This is a genomic window from Oceanobacillus locisalsi, assembly GCF_042675985.1.
In the GTDB taxonomy this organism is placed as follows: Bacteria; Bacillota; Bacilli; order Bacillales; family Amphibacillaceae; genus Oceanobacillus; species Oceanobacillus locisalsi.
Genome location: NZ_JBHTKK010000013.1, coordinates 14,267 through 30,230, shown reverse-complemented (window position 1 = coordinate 30,230; position 15,964 = coordinate 14,267). Strand labels below are relative to the sequence as shown.

The 15,964-nt window shown below is 39.3% G+C and carries 13 protein-coding genes; 1 reads left to right on the top strand and 12 read right to left on the bottom strand.

Annotated elements, in window-relative coordinates:
* Nucleotides 1–4: 4 nt before the first annotated feature.
* From yycF to ACFQ19_RS11355, 11 genes are all read right to left on the bottom strand, one after another.
* Entirely contained in the window at nucleotides 5–709 is a 705-nt protein-coding gene (gene yycF / locus ACFQ19_RS11405) for a response regulator YycF (RefSeq protein WP_379592210.1), read from the bottom strand.
* Between the two features lie 613 nt (nucleotides 710–1,322).
* Nucleotides 1,323–2,612, bottom strand: a complete 1,290-nt coding sequence (locus ACFQ19_RS11400; RefSeq protein ID WP_379592209.1) for an adenylosuccinate synthase — start codon at nucleotides 2,610–2,612, stop codon at nucleotides 1,323–1,325.
* A 367-nt stretch (nucleotides 2,613–2,979) separates the two neighbouring features.
* Nucleotides 2,980–3,924: a glycine betaine ABC transporter substrate-binding protein gene (locus ACFQ19_RS11395; protein ID WP_379592208.1), complete on the bottom strand. Its 945-nt coding sequence runs from the start codon at nucleotides 3,922–3,924 to the stop codon at nucleotides 2,980–2,982.
* Between the two features lie 71 nt (nucleotides 3,925–3,995).
* Entirely contained in the window at nucleotides 3,996–4,844 is an 849-nt protein-coding gene (locus tag ACFQ19_RS11390) for an ABC transporter permease (protein WP_379592207.1), read from the bottom strand.
* Nucleotides 4,837–6,051, bottom strand: a complete 1,215-nt coding sequence (locus ACFQ19_RS11385; protein ID WP_379592206.1) for a quaternary amine ABC transporter ATP-binding protein — start codon at nucleotides 6,049–6,051, stop codon at nucleotides 4,837–4,839. The genes ACFQ19_RS11390 and ACFQ19_RS11385 overlap by 8 nt, the downstream gene beginning before the upstream one ends.
* Before the next feature lie 368 nt (nucleotides 6,052–6,419).
* Complete coding sequence (locus ACFQ19_RS11380; protein WP_379592205.1) at nucleotides 6,420–6,947, bottom strand: DUF2812 domain-containing protein; 528 nt, start codon at nucleotides 6,945–6,947, stop codon at nucleotides 6,420–6,422.
* Between the two features lie 273 nt (nucleotides 6,948–7,220).
* Complete coding sequence (locus ACFQ19_RS11375) at nucleotides 7,221–8,162, bottom strand: ABC transporter ATP-binding protein (RefSeq protein WP_379592204.1); 942 nt, start codon at nucleotides 8,160–8,162, stop codon at nucleotides 7,221–7,223.
* Nucleotide 8,163: 1 nt separating this feature from the next.
* The gene (locus tag ACFQ19_RS11370; protein ID WP_379592203.1) at nucleotides 8,164–9,222 is read right to left on the bottom strand and encodes an ABC transporter ATP-binding protein; all 1,059 of its coding nucleotides are present in this window, start codon (nucleotides 9,220–9,222) and stop codon (nucleotides 8,164–8,166) included.
* A gap of 17 nt (nucleotides 9,223–9,239) precedes the next feature.
* On the bottom strand, nucleotides 9,240–10,259 hold the full coding sequence (gene opp3C / locus ACFQ19_RS11365; protein ID WP_379592202.1) for an oligopeptide ABC transporter permease: 1,020 nt from the start codon (nucleotides 10,257–10,259) through the stop codon (nucleotides 9,240–9,242).
* Nucleotides 10,259–11,188 (bottom strand): oligopeptide ABC transporter permease, encoded by a 930-nt coding sequence (gene opp3b / locus ACFQ19_RS11360; RefSeq protein WP_379592201.1) that lies wholly within the window; start codon nucleotides 11,186–11,188, stop codon nucleotides 10,259–10,261. Before opp3b ends, opp3C begins: the two co-directional genes overlap by 1 nt.
* Nucleotides 11,189–11,318: 130 nt before the next feature.
* Nucleotides 11,319–13,004 (bottom strand): peptide ABC transporter substrate-binding protein, encoded by a 1,686-nt coding sequence (locus tag ACFQ19_RS11355; RefSeq protein ID WP_379592200.1) that lies wholly within the window; start codon nucleotides 13,002–13,004, stop codon nucleotides 11,319–11,321.
* A gap of 444 nt (nucleotides 13,005–13,448) precedes the next feature.
* Here ACFQ19_RS11355 and ACFQ19_RS11350 point away from each other — a divergent pair, with 444 nt between their 5' ends.
* The gene (locus ACFQ19_RS11350; RefSeq protein ID WP_379592199.1) at nucleotides 13,449–13,790 is read left to right on the top strand and encodes a DUF3899 domain-containing protein; all 342 of its coding nucleotides are present in this window, start codon (nucleotides 13,449–13,451) and stop codon (nucleotides 13,788–13,790) included.
* A gap of 736 nt (nucleotides 13,791–14,526) precedes the next feature.
* Here the strand turns inward: ACFQ19_RS11350 and dnaB are convergent.
* Nucleotides 14,527–15,897, bottom strand: coding sequence for a replicative DNA helicase (gene dnaB, locus ACFQ19_RS11345; protein ID WP_379592198.1), 1,371 nt, complete (start codon nucleotides 15,895–15,897; stop codon nucleotides 14,527–14,529).
* Nucleotides 15,898–15,964: the final 67 nt, after the last annotated feature.

Genomic DNA, 15,964 nt, shown 5'->3' with positions numbered 1-15,964 from the left:
ATCCTTACTCCTGTTCAGGATTACGCAGATAATAACCGACACCTCTTCTTGTTACAATCCACAGAGGGTTACTAGGGTTTTCTTCAATCTTTTCACGCAAACGCCGGACGGTCACATCTACTGTGCGCACATCACCAAAATAGTCATAACCCCATACCGTTTCCAGCAAATGTTCACGTGTCATCACTTGTCCGATATGACGGGCCAGGTAGTGCAACAGTTCAAACTCACGATGTGTTAATTCAATTTCCACGCCTTTCCGGGAAACAACATAAGCATCTGGATGAACAGCTAAATCACCAATCACAATATCTCTGGATGTTTTAGTTGATTCATCTGCCGGTACATTTTCACGACGCAGGTTTGCTTTCACACGTGCAATTAATTCCCGGTTACTGAATGGCTTGGTCACATAATCATCTGCCCCAAGCTCCAGCCCGAGTACTTTATCAATTTCTGCATCTTTTGCGGTCAGCATAATTACCGGAACACTCTGTGTTTTTCGTATCTCACGCAACACTTCATTTCCATCTTTTCCAGGAAGCATAATATCCAATAAAATTAAATTAGGGCGATCAGCTTCAGCCAGTTCAATGGCTGTATCGCCATCATTGGCTACGACGACCTGGTAACCTTCTTTTTCCAAATTAAATTGTAATATATCTGCAATTGGCTGTTCATCGTCAACAACTAGTATTTTTTGACTCATTGATTGCACATCCTTTTTTATTATCGTTTTTGTTTATTTGAATCTATTCATCGTAAAATTATGGATTTTCATCTTTATTACAAAAATGAATCATTGTTCATGGATAACCCAGCTTAGTCATTTCATAATCATGATAAAAACAAAATAATTGGCTAGACTCCTTCTTTCTATTTTAACGTAAAATAGCTCTTCTGTCTTGTAGGTATACAGGAATATGCATCAGAAAAACAGGATAACTTTTTGATTTACAATCTATTCTCTCATATTACCACTCAACTTTCGCACTTTAAAAAGTAACTTCCCTCCCACAGGAACAAGGGTCAATCGTTTTTTCTATACATCTGTTGAAGGAGGTTAGCGGGTAAGGTGTAAGGCGATCGCTGCGGCGGAGCGGTTGCTATACACCATATCCTGTTCAAAAATAAAAAGATGATTGAACGAAAAGCAAGCATGATAATAGAAATCATGTTCATCCTGGTACAGCAAGAGTTATATGCTTATTCTTAGGTGCGTAAGTTGAGTTACCATAAAATAAAAGGTTTTTATTTACATCCAACAAGAAAAGGAGCTGATTTCTGCAATCAGCTCCTTTTCCTGTATTTTTCTTATGATATTACGGACGATACACACTTCTTACGACATTTGTCTGCGAACGGTCGGGGCCGACAGAAAAGATAGATAAATTAATTTCTGTCAGCTGGGAAATCCGTTCTAGATAGTGACGTGCATTAGGTGGAAGTTCATCCAACGTCTTCACGCCTGTGATATCTTCTGTCCAGCCAGGCATCTCTTCATATACGGGTTCACATTCCGCTAATGCTTTTAAACTTGCCGGGAATTCTTTAATAACTTCTCCTCTGTAGCGATAGGCAACACAAATCTTTAATGTTTCAATACCTGTTAATACGTCAATGGAGTTGAGAGATAAATCCGTAATTCCGCTCACACGGCGTGCATGGCGGACAACGACACTGTCAAACCAGCCTACACGGCGCGGACGTCCTGTGGTTGTACCATATTCACGGCCAACCTCACGAATTTGGTTCCCTACTTCATCATGCAATTCGGTTGGGAATGGGCCATCGCCAACACGGGTGGTATATGCTTTTGACACACCTACTACATGATTGATTTTGGAAGGACCTACACCAGAACCAATCGTAACCCCTCCAGCAATCGGGTTAGAAGACGTTACAAACGGATACGTACCTTGGTCAATATCGAGCATAACTCCCTGCGCACCTTCAAACAGGACACGCTTTCCTTCATCAATCGCATCGTTTAAAACAACGGATGTATCTACCACATAAGGAGCCAGCTGCTGTCCATATTCAAAGTATTCATCAAGAATTTCCTCTACTTGAATCGGGTCAGACTCATATACTTTTTCAAATAAACGGTTCTTTTCTTTTAAGTTTTGTACTAATTTACCATGGAATACTTCTTTATCCATTAAATCAGCAATGCGGATACCGACACGTGCCGCTTTATCCATATAGGCAGGGCCGATTCCTTTTTTCGTCGTACCGATTTTATTTTCGCCCTTTTCTTCTTCTTGAAGAATATCCAGCTTCAAGTGATATGGAAGAATCACATGTGCACGATTACTAATACGAAGATTTTCTGTGGATACATTACGTTCATGTAAATAAGCCACTTCTTCGACAAATGCTTTCGGATCAATAACCATTCCGTTTCCGAGAACACACGTTTTTTCATTAAAGAAAATTCCAGATGGAATTAAATGTAACTTGTATGTTACATCATCAAATTTAATCGTATGACCAGCGTTATTTCCGCCTTGATAACGAGCAACTACTTCTGCATTTTGAGACAGGAAATCAGTAATTTTACCTTTCCCTTCATCTCCCCATTGCGTACCTACAACTACTACTGAGGACATGGTGCACCTCCAAGATTGATTTTATATATGAAGATTCTTGCCCTGCATGATTTTATTTATATCGATTCATAACAGCACAATCTCTTAGCATCATTTGCTTTTTAATCACCAATTAGTATTTTATCAATAAAAAAAAGACACGTCAATGTAAAATACGAACATTATTTTTCTATTTTACTTCTATCATCCGCTTCATTTGTATTTATTTTATAATTCCTTGTGTAAAAACCGTATGTAAATATGATAAAAATAATTTATATTCGGATTTATTTGCAAATAAAAAACTTCCCTCCCAGCAAACCATTGTCTGCTGAAAAGGGAAGTTCCTTTAGGATGATACTGCTTTTATCTTGTATTAATTAGGTAATTATTCACCTAAGCCTTCTGTCCATGCTTCTAAAAGCTCTGGATTGTCTTCGAGGAACTGAGCAGCAGCATCTTCTGGTTCTGCGCCTTCATCAATAGCAGCTAACAGTTCGTTTTCCATATCCTGATCATAGTCTTCTAGTAAACGTTGCATAACTTCATATGCTGCAGGAGACTCTTCCTGGAAGTCTGTATGTGCTACAGCTCCGATACGGTCACCATCACCGCCATAGACTTCCTGAGGGTCTTCAAGTAATTTTAAATCCATTGTTGCGAACATCGGATGCGGCTGCCAACCTGTAACAACGATTGGTTCCTCATTGTCAACGGCAGTCTGTAGTTCTGACAGCATTGCACCTTCAGAGCTTGCAGACAGTTCCCAGTTATCTAATTCATACTCTTCAATTGCTGTTTCAGTACTCTCCATGACACCAGCACCCGGATCAATACCGGTAACAGTCCAGTCTACAGCTTCACCTAGTTCTTCATTATCTTTCAAATCTTCAATAGAATCAACATCCATATAAGATGGTACTGTCATTGACAGAGGTGCTTCATCTACGAAATTTCCAAGTTCTTCTACATCGTCACCATATTGCTCTTGGTAAGCTTGGTGTGTCACCGGAAGCCATGAAGCGGTCATAAATGCCGAGTCCTGATTGGCAACACTTGTCCACATCGCACCTGCTTCAACTTGTGTTATATCCACTGTGTACCCTACTTCTTCCAGTACTTGTTGGACTAAAGGCGTACGAGCAATAGCACCTGCCCAAGCAACATATGGAACGGAAAGATCTGTCTCACCAAGTTCCGTGCCGGAAGCTTCTTCGCCACCTTCATTGTCGCCAGAACCTGTGTCTTCTTCTTCTTCTCCGCCGCATGCAGCTAATAAAAGAACTAGTGCAAGCAATGCGATAAAACCGATAGATTTGACGTTCTTAAACATTTTAAGAATGTCCCCCTTTTTTAAAATTTTATATAGCAAAGATTTTTAAAAGCTAAAAATCTTTAAACTAACTATTTCTTCTTATTAAATCCTTGTGTAAAGCGATCTAATAACATTGCTAAGATAACCAGCGATATGCCGCCTTCAAACCCGGATCCGATATTAACCTGTGTCACTGCCCGGTAAACAATAACACCAAGACCTGGTGCTCCTACCATCGAAGCAATAACAACCATAGAAAGGGAAAGCATGATGGTCTGGTTAATACCAGCCATAATGGTCGGCATCGCGAGCGGTATTTGTACTTTACCTAATCGCTGTCCTGTTGTAGAACCAAATGCTTCAGATGCTTCTACTAACTCCGGATGTACTTGCCGGATACCTAAGTTCGTCATTCTGACAGTTGGCGGCATAGAGAAAATAATGGTTGCCACCACGCCCGGAACCATACCGAGACTGAAGAAAACCACTGCCGGAATCAAATAAACAAAGGCCGGCATTGTCTGCATAAAGTCCAGAATCGGAGTAATAATCGATTGCACCGTTGCCTTTTGGGACATCCAGATACCAATTGGAATCCCAATAATCATGGAAATAATTACGGATACAATAACAAGGGATACTGTTTGTAATGTTTCCGGCCAATAACCGAGATTATTAATAACTCCTAAGCCGATTAAAGCAAAAAGTCCCAGTTTCCAGCCGTTAAGCCACCATGCCAGCAAAGCAACAACCACAATCAGTACCAGTGCTGGCACCATTTCCAATACAGAAACAAAATTTTCAGTAATAAATTCAATAACATTGGAGATAGTGTCAAAAAATGCGGATAGATATGTTGTTAAAAAGTCCTCAAACGACTCGACCCATTCATCTAATGGTAATTTCGGAAACAATGCTCCATCTTCTGTATTATTCATCTGCTGTCACCTCCCCGTTTCCGTTCAACACTTGGTCATCGCCCGCAAGTGCACCAATAACGGAACCTCTTACGATAATACCGACTAACCTGCCATTATCGTCCACGACAGAGAGAGGCGCCTTTTGATCAGCCATCGGTTCAAATAAATCCGTCAGTAATGTATCCGGCTTGATTCTTGGTAAATCTGTCACCATGACATCTTCTATTGTTTTACCTTCTTTATTTGCTTCATCTGCCAAGTCAGCTGTTACATAACCAAGTAATTTTCTTCTTTTGTCCACTACATAAATCGTTGATACACCATATTCTTTCATCTGTCTTAAAGCGACTTTAGGACCTCTGTCCACTCCAACTGTTTCCGGTTTTTTCATAATATGTTCTGCAGTGAGTACCTTGGAACGGTCTACATCTTCTACGAATTTCTCTACGTAGTCATTCGCAGGATTCATTAATATTTCTTCCGGAGTACCAATCTGAACGATAGCACCATCTTTCATTAATGCAATCCGATCTCCTATGCGAAGTGCTTCATCCAGATCATGCGTGATAAAAATGATTGTTTTTTTCATTGAATCCTGAATATCAACCAGCTCATCCTGCATTTCTTTACGGATAAGCGGATCAAGTGCGGAGAAAGCTTCATCCATTAACAGCACTTTCGGGTCGTTTGCCAGTGCCCGAGCCAAACCGACACGCTGCTGCATTCCGCCAGATAGTTGACCTGGTTTCTGATGGATATAGTTCCCTAAACCGACCATATTTAAAGAATCCTCTGCTTTTTTTTCGCGTTCGGATTTATCTTTACCTTGTATTTCTAATCCAAACGCAGCATTTTGTAAAATCGTACGATGCGGGAAAAGGGCAAATTGCTGGAATACCATTCCCAACTTTTCACGGCGTACTTTTCTTAATGCCTGTTTATCCAGTGTCGATAATTCTTCTCCTTCAATGGTAATAGACCCTTCACTAGGCTCTATTAAACGATTAATTAACCGGACCAGCGTAGACTTCCCGCTTCCTGAAAGCCCCATAATAACAAAAATTTCTCCTTCTTCTACGGAGAAACTAGCTCGGTTTACGCCGACAGTACTTCCTGTTTGTTTTAATATTTCTTCTTTGGTTTTACCTTGATCCAACATCTCGATAGATTGATTAATATGTTTACCAAAGATTTTAGACAGGTTTTTTGCTTCTACTACTGCCATGTAATCACCTCTTTAATATTATTTGCGATTCACAGAATATCTAAAAAAATACAATCTTTGGTACTAATGATTCATTTATAAGAAAATATAAAAGAAATGAACTGACTTTCAACTCATTTCATTACCCTTCTTATATAGATGTATCCGCTCATTAACAAGCACATAGTTCATTATAAAAGAAATAACAAAGAAGCTCAAAATGCGCTGAGCTTCATTTATCGACAATATAAGGCAATCTTTTGCGTCTATGGAAAATAAACCGATGTTTTCTGCCTTTTTCTTTGAAAATCTCCATAATACTTCTGTTATATTACAAAATGGTTTTTTTACTTCAGATAGTTTACTGTTTTATTACAATAATTTCTAGTTTATGACATGTTTCTTAAATTATACTGTCTATATTTGTTTAATAAGAACAAAGCAAGCATGAAAATACATGCTATCGATAACATCATGATTCCGCCAAGCAGAATCATTTGCACAGGAGGCCAATCGATATTCATATGAAATATCAACAAAAGAAGGAAGAAAAACCATGAAATGATGGTATACTTCCTCAGATAGTGCTCTTCTTGCATTATTTGCTCTAGCAGCTGTTCCTGATTCCCATGCATTGGAGCAGCTTCCGGGATCCCTTCATAAACTTGCATATAGTCTTGGGCGTCAATAAGCTGCCAGCCTTTACTTTCTTCCATATTCTTATCAATATGTTGTATCGAATGAAATCCTAATTGATATTGCACTTCCTTTGGCGTATCTTCTGTTAATTGAAATAGCAGACCGCCTAACTGCAGTTTTTCCACTCTCCATCCTTCCGTTGACAGCGCTTCAATTTTTTCTGTCCCTGTATCCTGAAAGAACAATCTAGCAGGGTTCCATACAAATTTTTTCTTCACGCATTTCACCTCTTCTTTACCGGCTGTTGTTACATACATGTTTCATAAAGATGCATTGAATATTTTAAATTATTATCATTATACTAGATTTTCCTGCATACTTCCTACTGTTCTAAAACAAAAAATAACCTGTATGACATACGTATTACTCTCGCCAAAATCTATCGTTTTCATAATAATTTTGTCTACTGCATCTTAAATATAAAAAGCCGTATAAAACCAGAAAGACTGGTTTTATACGGCTTTTTACCTTAATTGCATTCTATTTTTTGCTTATTTTTTATGGTTATAGCCCGCTTGATATTGCTCAAACTCTTTTTCAGAGCAAAGTACAAAATGACCTGGAGAAATTTCACGCATTCTGACATCTTCTCCATCCTCATACTGATGATTTTCCGGACGATAGGATTTCCGTGTGCGTGACCGCTCATAATCCGGATCCGGCAGCGGAATTGCTGAAAGCAGAGATTGCGTATACGGGTGCATTGGATTACGATACAAATCGTCTGCAGGAGCAAGTTCAACTAACCTCCCGAAATACATCACTCCGATACGGTCACTGATATATTTCACCATGGACAAATCATGCGCAATAAATAAGTACGTTAACCCGCGTTCTTTCTGTAATTTTTTCAACAAATTAACCACTTGCGCTTGAATGGATACGTCCAAAGCAGATATGGGTTCATCCGCAATAATGAATTCCGGCTCCACTGCTAGCGCACGGGCAATTCCGAGTCTTTGTCTCTGACCACCTGAAAACTCATGCGGATAACGCGTCGCATGCTCTCGGCTGAGTCCGACAATTTCCAGCAGTTCATGGACTTTCTCCATTCTTTCTTTTGAATTTTTAGCAAGTCCATGGATATCGATTCCTTCTGCAATCAAGTCAGCCACTTTCATCCGAGGATTCAGAGATGCATAAGGATCTTGGAAAATCATCTGCATTTTTCTGTTAAATTCTTTTAACTGTGATTTTGATTTTTTACCATGCACATTCTTACCCTGATAAAGTACTTCTCCATCTGTTGCATTATACAGACGAATCATAGATCTCCCTGTCGTTGATTTGCCGCATCCGGATTCACCAACCAGTCCGAGCGTCTCTCCTTTATAAATATCAAAAGTGATATCATCAACAGCACGTACTTCTTTTGGCTTTCCAACATGAAAGTACTGCTTCAGATTTTTGACTTCTAACAGTTTTTCCGCCATGTTATTTTCCTCCCCTTACAGAAGCGGCTTGTTTTTTCTCGAAAATAGCCTTTCTTTCTTTTACTGCCAAAGGCGGCTCTACCTTAGGTGCGCTTGGATGCAATAACCACGTAGCAGCATAATGGGTATCAGAAACCTTAAACATCGGCGGTTGCTCTTCTGTATCTATTTTCATAGCATACGGGTTTCTCAGAGCAAAAGCATCTCCCTGAGGAGGATTCAGTAAGTCAGGCGGTGTGCCTGGGATAACGTATAGCTCCTCTTCCTCCGTATCCAAGTTCGGCATGGAACTGATTAGCCCCCACGTATATGGATGCTGGGGATTATAAAATATTTCATCTACAGTGCCAATTTCAACAATTTTTCCGCCATACATGACTGCCACACGATCGGCAACATTGGCAACTACTCCCAGATCATGAGTAATAAACACAATGGAAGTTTCGATTTTTTTCTGCAGTTCTTTCATCAAATCCAATATTTGTCCCTGTATGGTAACGTCTAATGCTGTTGTTGGCTCATCAGCAATCAATACTTTCGGAGCACAGGCAAGAGCAATGGCAATCACCACACGCTGTCTCATTCCGCCGGAGAATTGGTGCGGATATTGTTTCAGACGCTGTTCCGGTTTGGTAATACCAACTAAGTCCAAAAGTTCAATAGCTCGTTTTTTCGCTTCACCTTTACCATATTTCCGATGTTTTATTAAAGGTTCCATAATTTGTTTGCCAATAGTCATGGTCGGATTCAATGAAGTCATTGGATCCTGGAAAATCATCGAAATATCTTTTCCGCGTATTTTCTGCATCTTCTTATCTGAAGCTTTGGCAAGATCATCATCGCCAAAAAGTATATTTCCCGATTTAATTTCGGAATTCCCTTCCGGCAATAGCCGCATAATGGATTTGGTTGTTACCGATTTTCCTGATCCAGATTCTCCGACAATCGCAAGCGTCTCCCCTTCGTATAAATCAAAATCGACGCCTCGGATTGCCTGTACTTCTCCTGCAAATGTATGGAATGATATATGAAGGTCTTTCACTTCCAGTATTTTTTTCATATCGTTTCACCTCACCTTTAATCACGCATTTTAGGGTCAAATGCATCACGTAACCCATCTCCAATTAAATTACATACAATCAAAATGACACAGATAAGAATACACGGGATGATCATTAAATGAGGTAAAAATTGGAATGTTTTATAACCATCTTCAATCAGTGTACCCAAGGATGCCGCTGGTGCTTGCAAACCAATTCCAATAAAGCTTAAGAAAGCTTCGAAGAAAATAGCGCTGGGAATCGTAAACATCGTATTGATAATAATGACTCCTGATAAATTTGGCAACAAATGCTTAAATAATAAACGATTATTATTCGCTCCTAGTGTCCGAGAGGCAAGAATATATTCCTGATCCTTTAACTTTAGAACTTGTCCACGGACAACCCTCGCCATCCCTATCCATCCTGTTATAACCATCGCCAGTGTAATAGACATAATGCCAGGTTCAAAAATAAGAAGCATTAAAATAACTACAATCAAGTTAGGGATACCAGACATAATTTCCAAAATACGCTGCATAACATTATCAACTCTGCCGCCTTTAAATCCGGAAATCAATCCATAAATCACACCAACAAGCATATCAATTACTGCAGCTAAAACAGCAATATATAATGATACTCTGGTTCCTAACCATACTCTGGTAAACAAATCCCGCCCAAGACTATCGGTCCCGAACCAATAGTATTCTTCTATATTCATATCTTCATATTTATTTGTCTCTACACCGCCAACTGTTTGCGTACCATCAAATATTCCGATTTGTTCTAACCCCGGCACACGCGGTGGTAGATTATTTTTGGTTACATCTTGTGCATAACCGTCATGCGGAGAAAGATAAGGACCAATAGCCGCCATAAGTACTACAATTCCCAAAATGAATAAACTGATAAGAGCGGCTTTATTTTTACGAACCCGAAGCCAAGCATCCTTCATAAACGAAAGTTGCGGTTTCTCGATTTTCTCCATTTCCCCTTCATTGGGCGGAGCGGGTTCAAAACGTTCTTTAGGTATTTCTTCTATGTCTCTGTTCATTATTTATCGCCTCCTGTCAGACGTATTCTTGGATCAATAATTCCGTACAGGATATCGATGATTAGAATAATAACAGTCAGCAAGAAGGCAAAGAATAAGGTTGTTCCCATAATAATAGGGAAGTCATTTGTCTGGATAGACTTAACAAATTGCTCTCCAATTCCTGGAACTGCAAATATATTCTCTACAACCATGGAACCTGTCATTAAACCTACCGCCATTGGCCCCATAACCGTAATCATAGGAATTAATCCATTACGAATAGCATGCTTAAATGCCACTTCCATTCGTGAATTTCCTTTTGCTTTGGCCAAAGTAATATAATCTGAACCAAATACCTCTATTAATTCTGTTCTCATAAAACGAGCTGCCGTTGCAACAGGAAAAATAGCCAGTGCAATGGTCGGCATAATGGAAGATGCAAAACTATCCCATGAGGCTACCGGCAGCCAACCAAGCTTCACTCCAATATAGTACTGCATTACTGCTGCCAATACAAAGGACGGGATAGACTTACCTAAAATAGCCAGGAATGTGCTGCCATAGTCAATCCACGTATTTTGAAACATGGAAGCGAGCACACCTAGAACAATCCCTAGCAAGGTTCCTATAACCATAGCTTGTACACCCAATTGCAATGATGGGCCAATCCTATTTTTTAGCAGTTCAAGCACCGGCTGATTATCAAACTGAAAGGAAACTCCCAAATCACCTTTAGCAATATTCAGCATATAGTTCATATATTGAATCGGAACTGGTTGATCCAGTCCATATTTTGCATTTAATATTTCCCGCTGTTCTACCGATAGCCTTTCTTCATTGGAGAATGGCGTGCCTGGTAAAAACTTCATCAGAAAAAATGTTACGGAAGCAATAATAAACAGCGTGATAATCAAGTAAATTATACGCTTGGTAATATACTTCACCATATCGTATCCCCCTAAATGCGAATAAATAAAAATTTTCTAAAAAACTTCTCATAATGAGGAAAAGAGAGTACTTTACTATGAAAGTCTCTCTCTTCACCCTTAAACTTTTAATTTATTAATTCTTAAAAGATTAATTTTCGATAGTTACATTTTTCAGTGTATAATCTGGTCCAAATAAATGCTCTTCCAGCCCATTTACATTCGGCTTGATAAGCGTTAATCTACCACGTTGATAAATTGGTGCAATAACGGTATCTTCCTCAACGAGAAGTTTTTCTGCTTCAAGCATTACTTCCCAACGTTGCTCAGGATCGTTTGCATACGTTACTTTAGCATCTTCAATCAACTGATCATACTCTTCACTGGAATAACCAGTATTATTATTTGTTCCATCTGTTACATATAAATCTAAGAAAGTAAGTGGGTCCAGATAGTCAGGTCCCCAGCCATGCATTACAATATCGTAATCTTGGCTAGTTGTCCGGTCCAGACGGTTCTTAAATGGAACATTGGATAAGCTAATTGATAAGCCTTCCAAGTTAGATTCTAATTGCGATTTAAAATATTCTGAAGTTGTCTTCGCATTTTCAGTATCATCACTTAAATAATCCAATGAAATTTCATCTACACCTAATTCATCTAAGCCCTGTTCCCAATACTCTTGTGCTTGTTCCAGATCGTATCCTAATAAATCACCGCTTTCGTCACGGAAATCTTCCCCGCTTTCCGGATTTTCTGCTAGTCCACGCGGTACATATCCATCTGTAGGCACAGAACCATTGGATAACACTTGCTCAGTAAATGACTCTTTGTCATAAGCCATCGCAATTGCTTTACGGATGTTTTCATTTGCTAGAGGTGTTTCCTCCCCATCTCGTTCTTGGTTGAACTTAAGATACCAGGAGCTTCCTTCTTCAAAAGTAGCAGCATTTTCATCTTCAGCATATTGTTTCGCATACTCAGCACTTAATGCTGCTGTACGATCTACTTCGTCTGTTGTAAATAGGTTTACTGCTGTACCCGGATCTTTTGCAACTTGTACGTTTACTTCATCAAGAGCTACATTATCTGTATCATAATATTCATCATTTCTTACATATTTCCAAGTCAGGCCGGAACCATCCCATTCAGTCAATTCAAATGGACCATTAGCGAGCATATTGTCACTGTTGGTTCCAAAGCTGTCGCCGCTTTCTTCTACAAAATCTTCATTTAAAGGTAAATACGTGCCAAATGCAAGTAAAGAGTCAAAGTATTCCACCGGCTGTTCAAGTGTAACTTCTAAAGTATAATCATCAGTAGCTTCTACACCTAATTCTTCCGGATCAGCTTCATCATTTATAATATCTGTGCCATTTTCAATAACATCGGAGAACATATAAGCATACTCAGAGCCTGTCTCTGGATCTACTGCTCTTTGCCAGGAATAGACAAAATCATGAGCTGTTACCGGATCTCCATTAGACCAATTGGCATCTTCACGTAATGTAAAAGTATAAACAAGTCCGTCATCACTTATTTCTGGTTCACCGTCCGAAATAGCTGGTACCGGTGTATCATTTTCATCTAAAGTATAAAGACCTTCCATTGTTTGTCCAAAAACAATAAAACTAGCAGCATCTGTTGCCAACGTAGGATCACCTGTCGGAATTTCCGCTGTTTCTACCATATTAAACACCTGCTCGCCTGAAGCAGTTGATTCTCCGCCTTCCGAATTTTCTGAACTTCCCTCGCCGCTATTGTCTGATCCGCATGCTGAAATAATCACCATCGTCAACGCCAAAACAATAATGAGATAATATTTAGACTTTTTCACTTTTTCGTACACCCCTTTTTTTGTAATCTATAACATATTATACTCTTTGAAATATAATTGTAAATATTTTTTATAATTTCATTAATACAGAAAAGAAAGATAATTTGTTTCCGAAGACTAACACAACAATGATAAAACGCTTACATAAATGTTGGCAAATCAGCTTTTACATTTCCTTTTATTACTTTAATTTTACAATTTAAAAGCTTTCCATTTTACGTTTTGCATTTAAAAAATCGTTCTTTTTACCTAGTTTATTTTTTGAAATTGTATTTGATAACTTCTTTTTATTATTACAGTTTATTCCAAATTGAAAAGGTTTTTCAATTTAAATATGGTAAATAACATATCTATCTGTGTCTATTATTTTTATAATCCATTACACGTTTTAATACATTAATGATATAATATGCTACATATACATTGGCAAGGACGTTGATAGTTATGATTAAAAAATCACTTATATGGATTGCAATCTCTCAAATCCTCATTGTGCTATTTAGTTTTCTTTTTTACCAAAACATTCATCTTTTATCTTACATAAATGTTTCTTTTGTTACAGGTGCCGCTCTTATCTTGTACGCGATGGCCGGTTATGTAGTCAAAGGACGTTTTTTTGACATTGTTTTCTACAGTTTCCAATATTTTTTCAGCCGGATGTCTAACAGGGATCGCCGCCCGCTCTCAGAGCTCGCTCCCCAACATTACATTATCCCTTTTATAACAGGCTGTACAGTAATAGTTTTGATGCTTGGCAGTTTATTCGTCTATTACATCTCTCTGTAGCTATTATTATTGTTTCTATTTTATCATATAAATTAACTCAACTTTCACACCTAAGAATAAACATATAAACGTTGCTGTTCCAAAATGAACATGATCTCTATTATTATTCTAGCTTTTCGTTCAATCATCCTTCTATTTTTTGAACAGGGTAGGGTGTATAGCTTTCCGCTCCGGCCAACCACCCCGCTTTTCAAGTGGATCTTCAGTTCGCCCTGCGATGCACAACTCTTTTCGATGGGGCGAATAAGCGCAGCTCCACCCCTAGGAGTCACGGTTTTAGCCTACCAACCACATAGGAATCTACGTGGTTGGCCTGCGCTCTAATAGGATGCTACAGTGCTTGAAAGAAATAACATTCTAATGAAGTTAGATGATTTTATTTGTTCATCTATTTCATGTATAGAATACCCCACTAGCGGAGGCGGACCGTTTTGACTCCTGAGGGATCAGCACCATCTGAAGATCCACTTTTGCCAAGCGCTCTTCTTGGCAAAAGTTAGCTGAAGAGCGTGCCCCTAGGAAAGCAAAACGGTCCGCCGCAGCGGTAATTTAACACCTTATCTTCTCCTCTTCAGCTGTATAGAAGAAACGATCAACCCTTGTTCCTATGGAATGAAAGTGACTTCTTAAAGTGCGTAAGTTAAGTCATATAAATTAACTTTTTCAACCTAAAAAAGGAGGATTCTGCCGTCTATTTACGGGAATCCTCCTTTTTTGCAAAATAGCTTCTTTCAGATTACATCGCCGGAGCCGGCGGAATATCCCCTTCCCCGTAACGATGATCTAAATCAACAAATTTATTATATTCTTTGACAAAAGCTAACTCTACCGTACCCGTTGGTCCATTACGCTGTTTTGCGATAATAATCTCAATAATATTGTCTTTTTCTGTCTCTTGATCGTAATAGTCATCACGATATAAGAAACCGACAATATCCGCGTCTTGCTCAATACTTCCTGATTCACGGATATCGGACATCATTGGCCGTTTATCCTGTCTTGATTCCACACCGCGGGACAACTGAGATAAAGCAATCAGCGGCACTTCCAACTCACGGGCTAATGCTTTTAACGCACGGGAAATCTCGGAAACCTCTTGCTGACGGTTTTCCTTCGAACTGCCGCTTCCCTGAATCAGCTGCAGATAATCAATCAGAATCATGCCCAGTCCATGCTCCTGTTTCAGACGCCGGCACTTCGAGCGAATTTCATTAACACGAACGCCTGGTGTATCATCAATGTAAATGCCAGCATTCGACAAGGAACCCATCGACATCGTTAATTTACTCCAATCATCTGCCTGAAGCTGCCCATTTCGCAGCCGTTGTGCATCAATGTTGCCCTCAGCACAAAGCATACGCTGCACTAGCTGATCTGCACCCATCTCCAGACTGAAGATAGCTACATTTTCACCTGTTTTAACGGCAACGTTCTGAGCCACATTTAATGCAAAAGCGGTTTTTCCTACTGAAGGGCGTGCGGCGATAATGATTAAATCATTTCGCTGAAATCCTGATGTAATGCGGTCTAAATCCATGAATCCGGTCGGCACACCGGTTACATCACCCGTCTGTTGATGGAGCTGTTCAATATTATCATACACATCAATCAAGACATCTTTTATATTTTTGAACGCGCCGGAGTTTTTACGACCAGAAACTTCCAAGATGCTTTTTTCTGCATCATTTAACACATCTTCCACTTCATCTTCCTTTTCGAAAGACGCGGTGACAATATCTGTCGCTTTCCGGATTAAACTGCGAAGTGTCGATTTTTCTTCTACAATTTTGCTGTAATATTCGACATTTGCAGCAGTAGGCACACTCTCCGCCAGCTCTGTTAAGTAAGATACACCGCCAACCTCTTCCAGCTGTTTCCTGTCATTTAAAAACGTGGTGACCGTTACAACATCAATTGGTTCGGTCCGTTCAGACAAGGTCATCATCGCCGTAAAAATAAGCTGATGCGCTGCGCGGTAAAAATCTTCCGGAATCAATATTTCCGAAGCCTGCACAAATGCTGACGGCTCTAAAAAGACAGCGCCTAAAACCGATTGCTCTGCTTCTAAATTATGCGGCGGCGTACGATCATTCAAAGCTGCACTCATTCCCTCTCCTCCATATTCTTATAATATGCGTCATTCGTTAAACTTGCATTGATGAAAGGGCATTATT

Bases quoted from the DNA above. Each gene is read 5' to 3' on its own strand.
- yycF (WP_379592210.1), bottom strand. From the start codon at position 709: ATGAGTCAAAAAATACTAGTTGTTGACGATGAACAGCCAATTGCAGAT.
- ACFQ19_RS11395 (WP_379592208.1), bottom strand. From the start codon at position 3,924: ATGTTTAAGAACGTCAAATCTATCGGTTTTATCGCATTGCTTGCACTA.
- opp3b (WP_379592201.1), bottom strand. From the start codon at position 11,188: ATGGTGAAGTATATTACCAAGCGTATAATTTACTTGATTATCACGCTG.
- ACFQ19_RS11370 (WP_379592203.1), bottom strand. From the start codon at position 9,222: ATGAAAAAAATACTGGAAGTGAAAGACCTTCATATATCATTCCATACA.
- ACFQ19_RS11375 (WP_379592204.1), bottom strand. From the start codon at position 8,162: ATGGCGGAAAAACTGTTAGAAGTCAAAAATCTGAAGCAGTACTTTCAT.
- ACFQ19_RS11385 (WP_379592206.1), bottom strand. From the start codon at position 6,051: ATGGCAGTAGTAGAAGCAAAAAACCTGTCTAAAATCTTTGGTAAACAT.
- opp3C (WP_379592202.1), bottom strand. From the start codon at position 10,259: ATGAACAGAGACATAGAAGAAATACCTAAAGAACGTTTTGAACCCGCT.
- dnaB (WP_379592198.1), bottom strand. From the start codon at position 15,897: ATGAGTGCAGCTTTGAATGATCGTACGCCGCCGCATAATTTAGAAGCA.
- ACFQ19_RS11390 (WP_379592207.1), bottom strand. From the start codon at position 4,844: ATGAATAATACAGAAGATGGAGCATTGTTTCCGAAATTACCATTAGAT.
- ACFQ19_RS11350 (WP_379592199.1), top strand. From the start codon at position 13,449: ATGATTAAAAAATCACTTATATGGATTGCAATCTCTCAAATCCTCATT.
- ACFQ19_RS11400 (WP_379592209.1), bottom strand. From the start codon at position 2,612: ATGTCCTCAGTAGTAGTTGTAGGTACGCAATGGGGAGATGAAGGGAAA.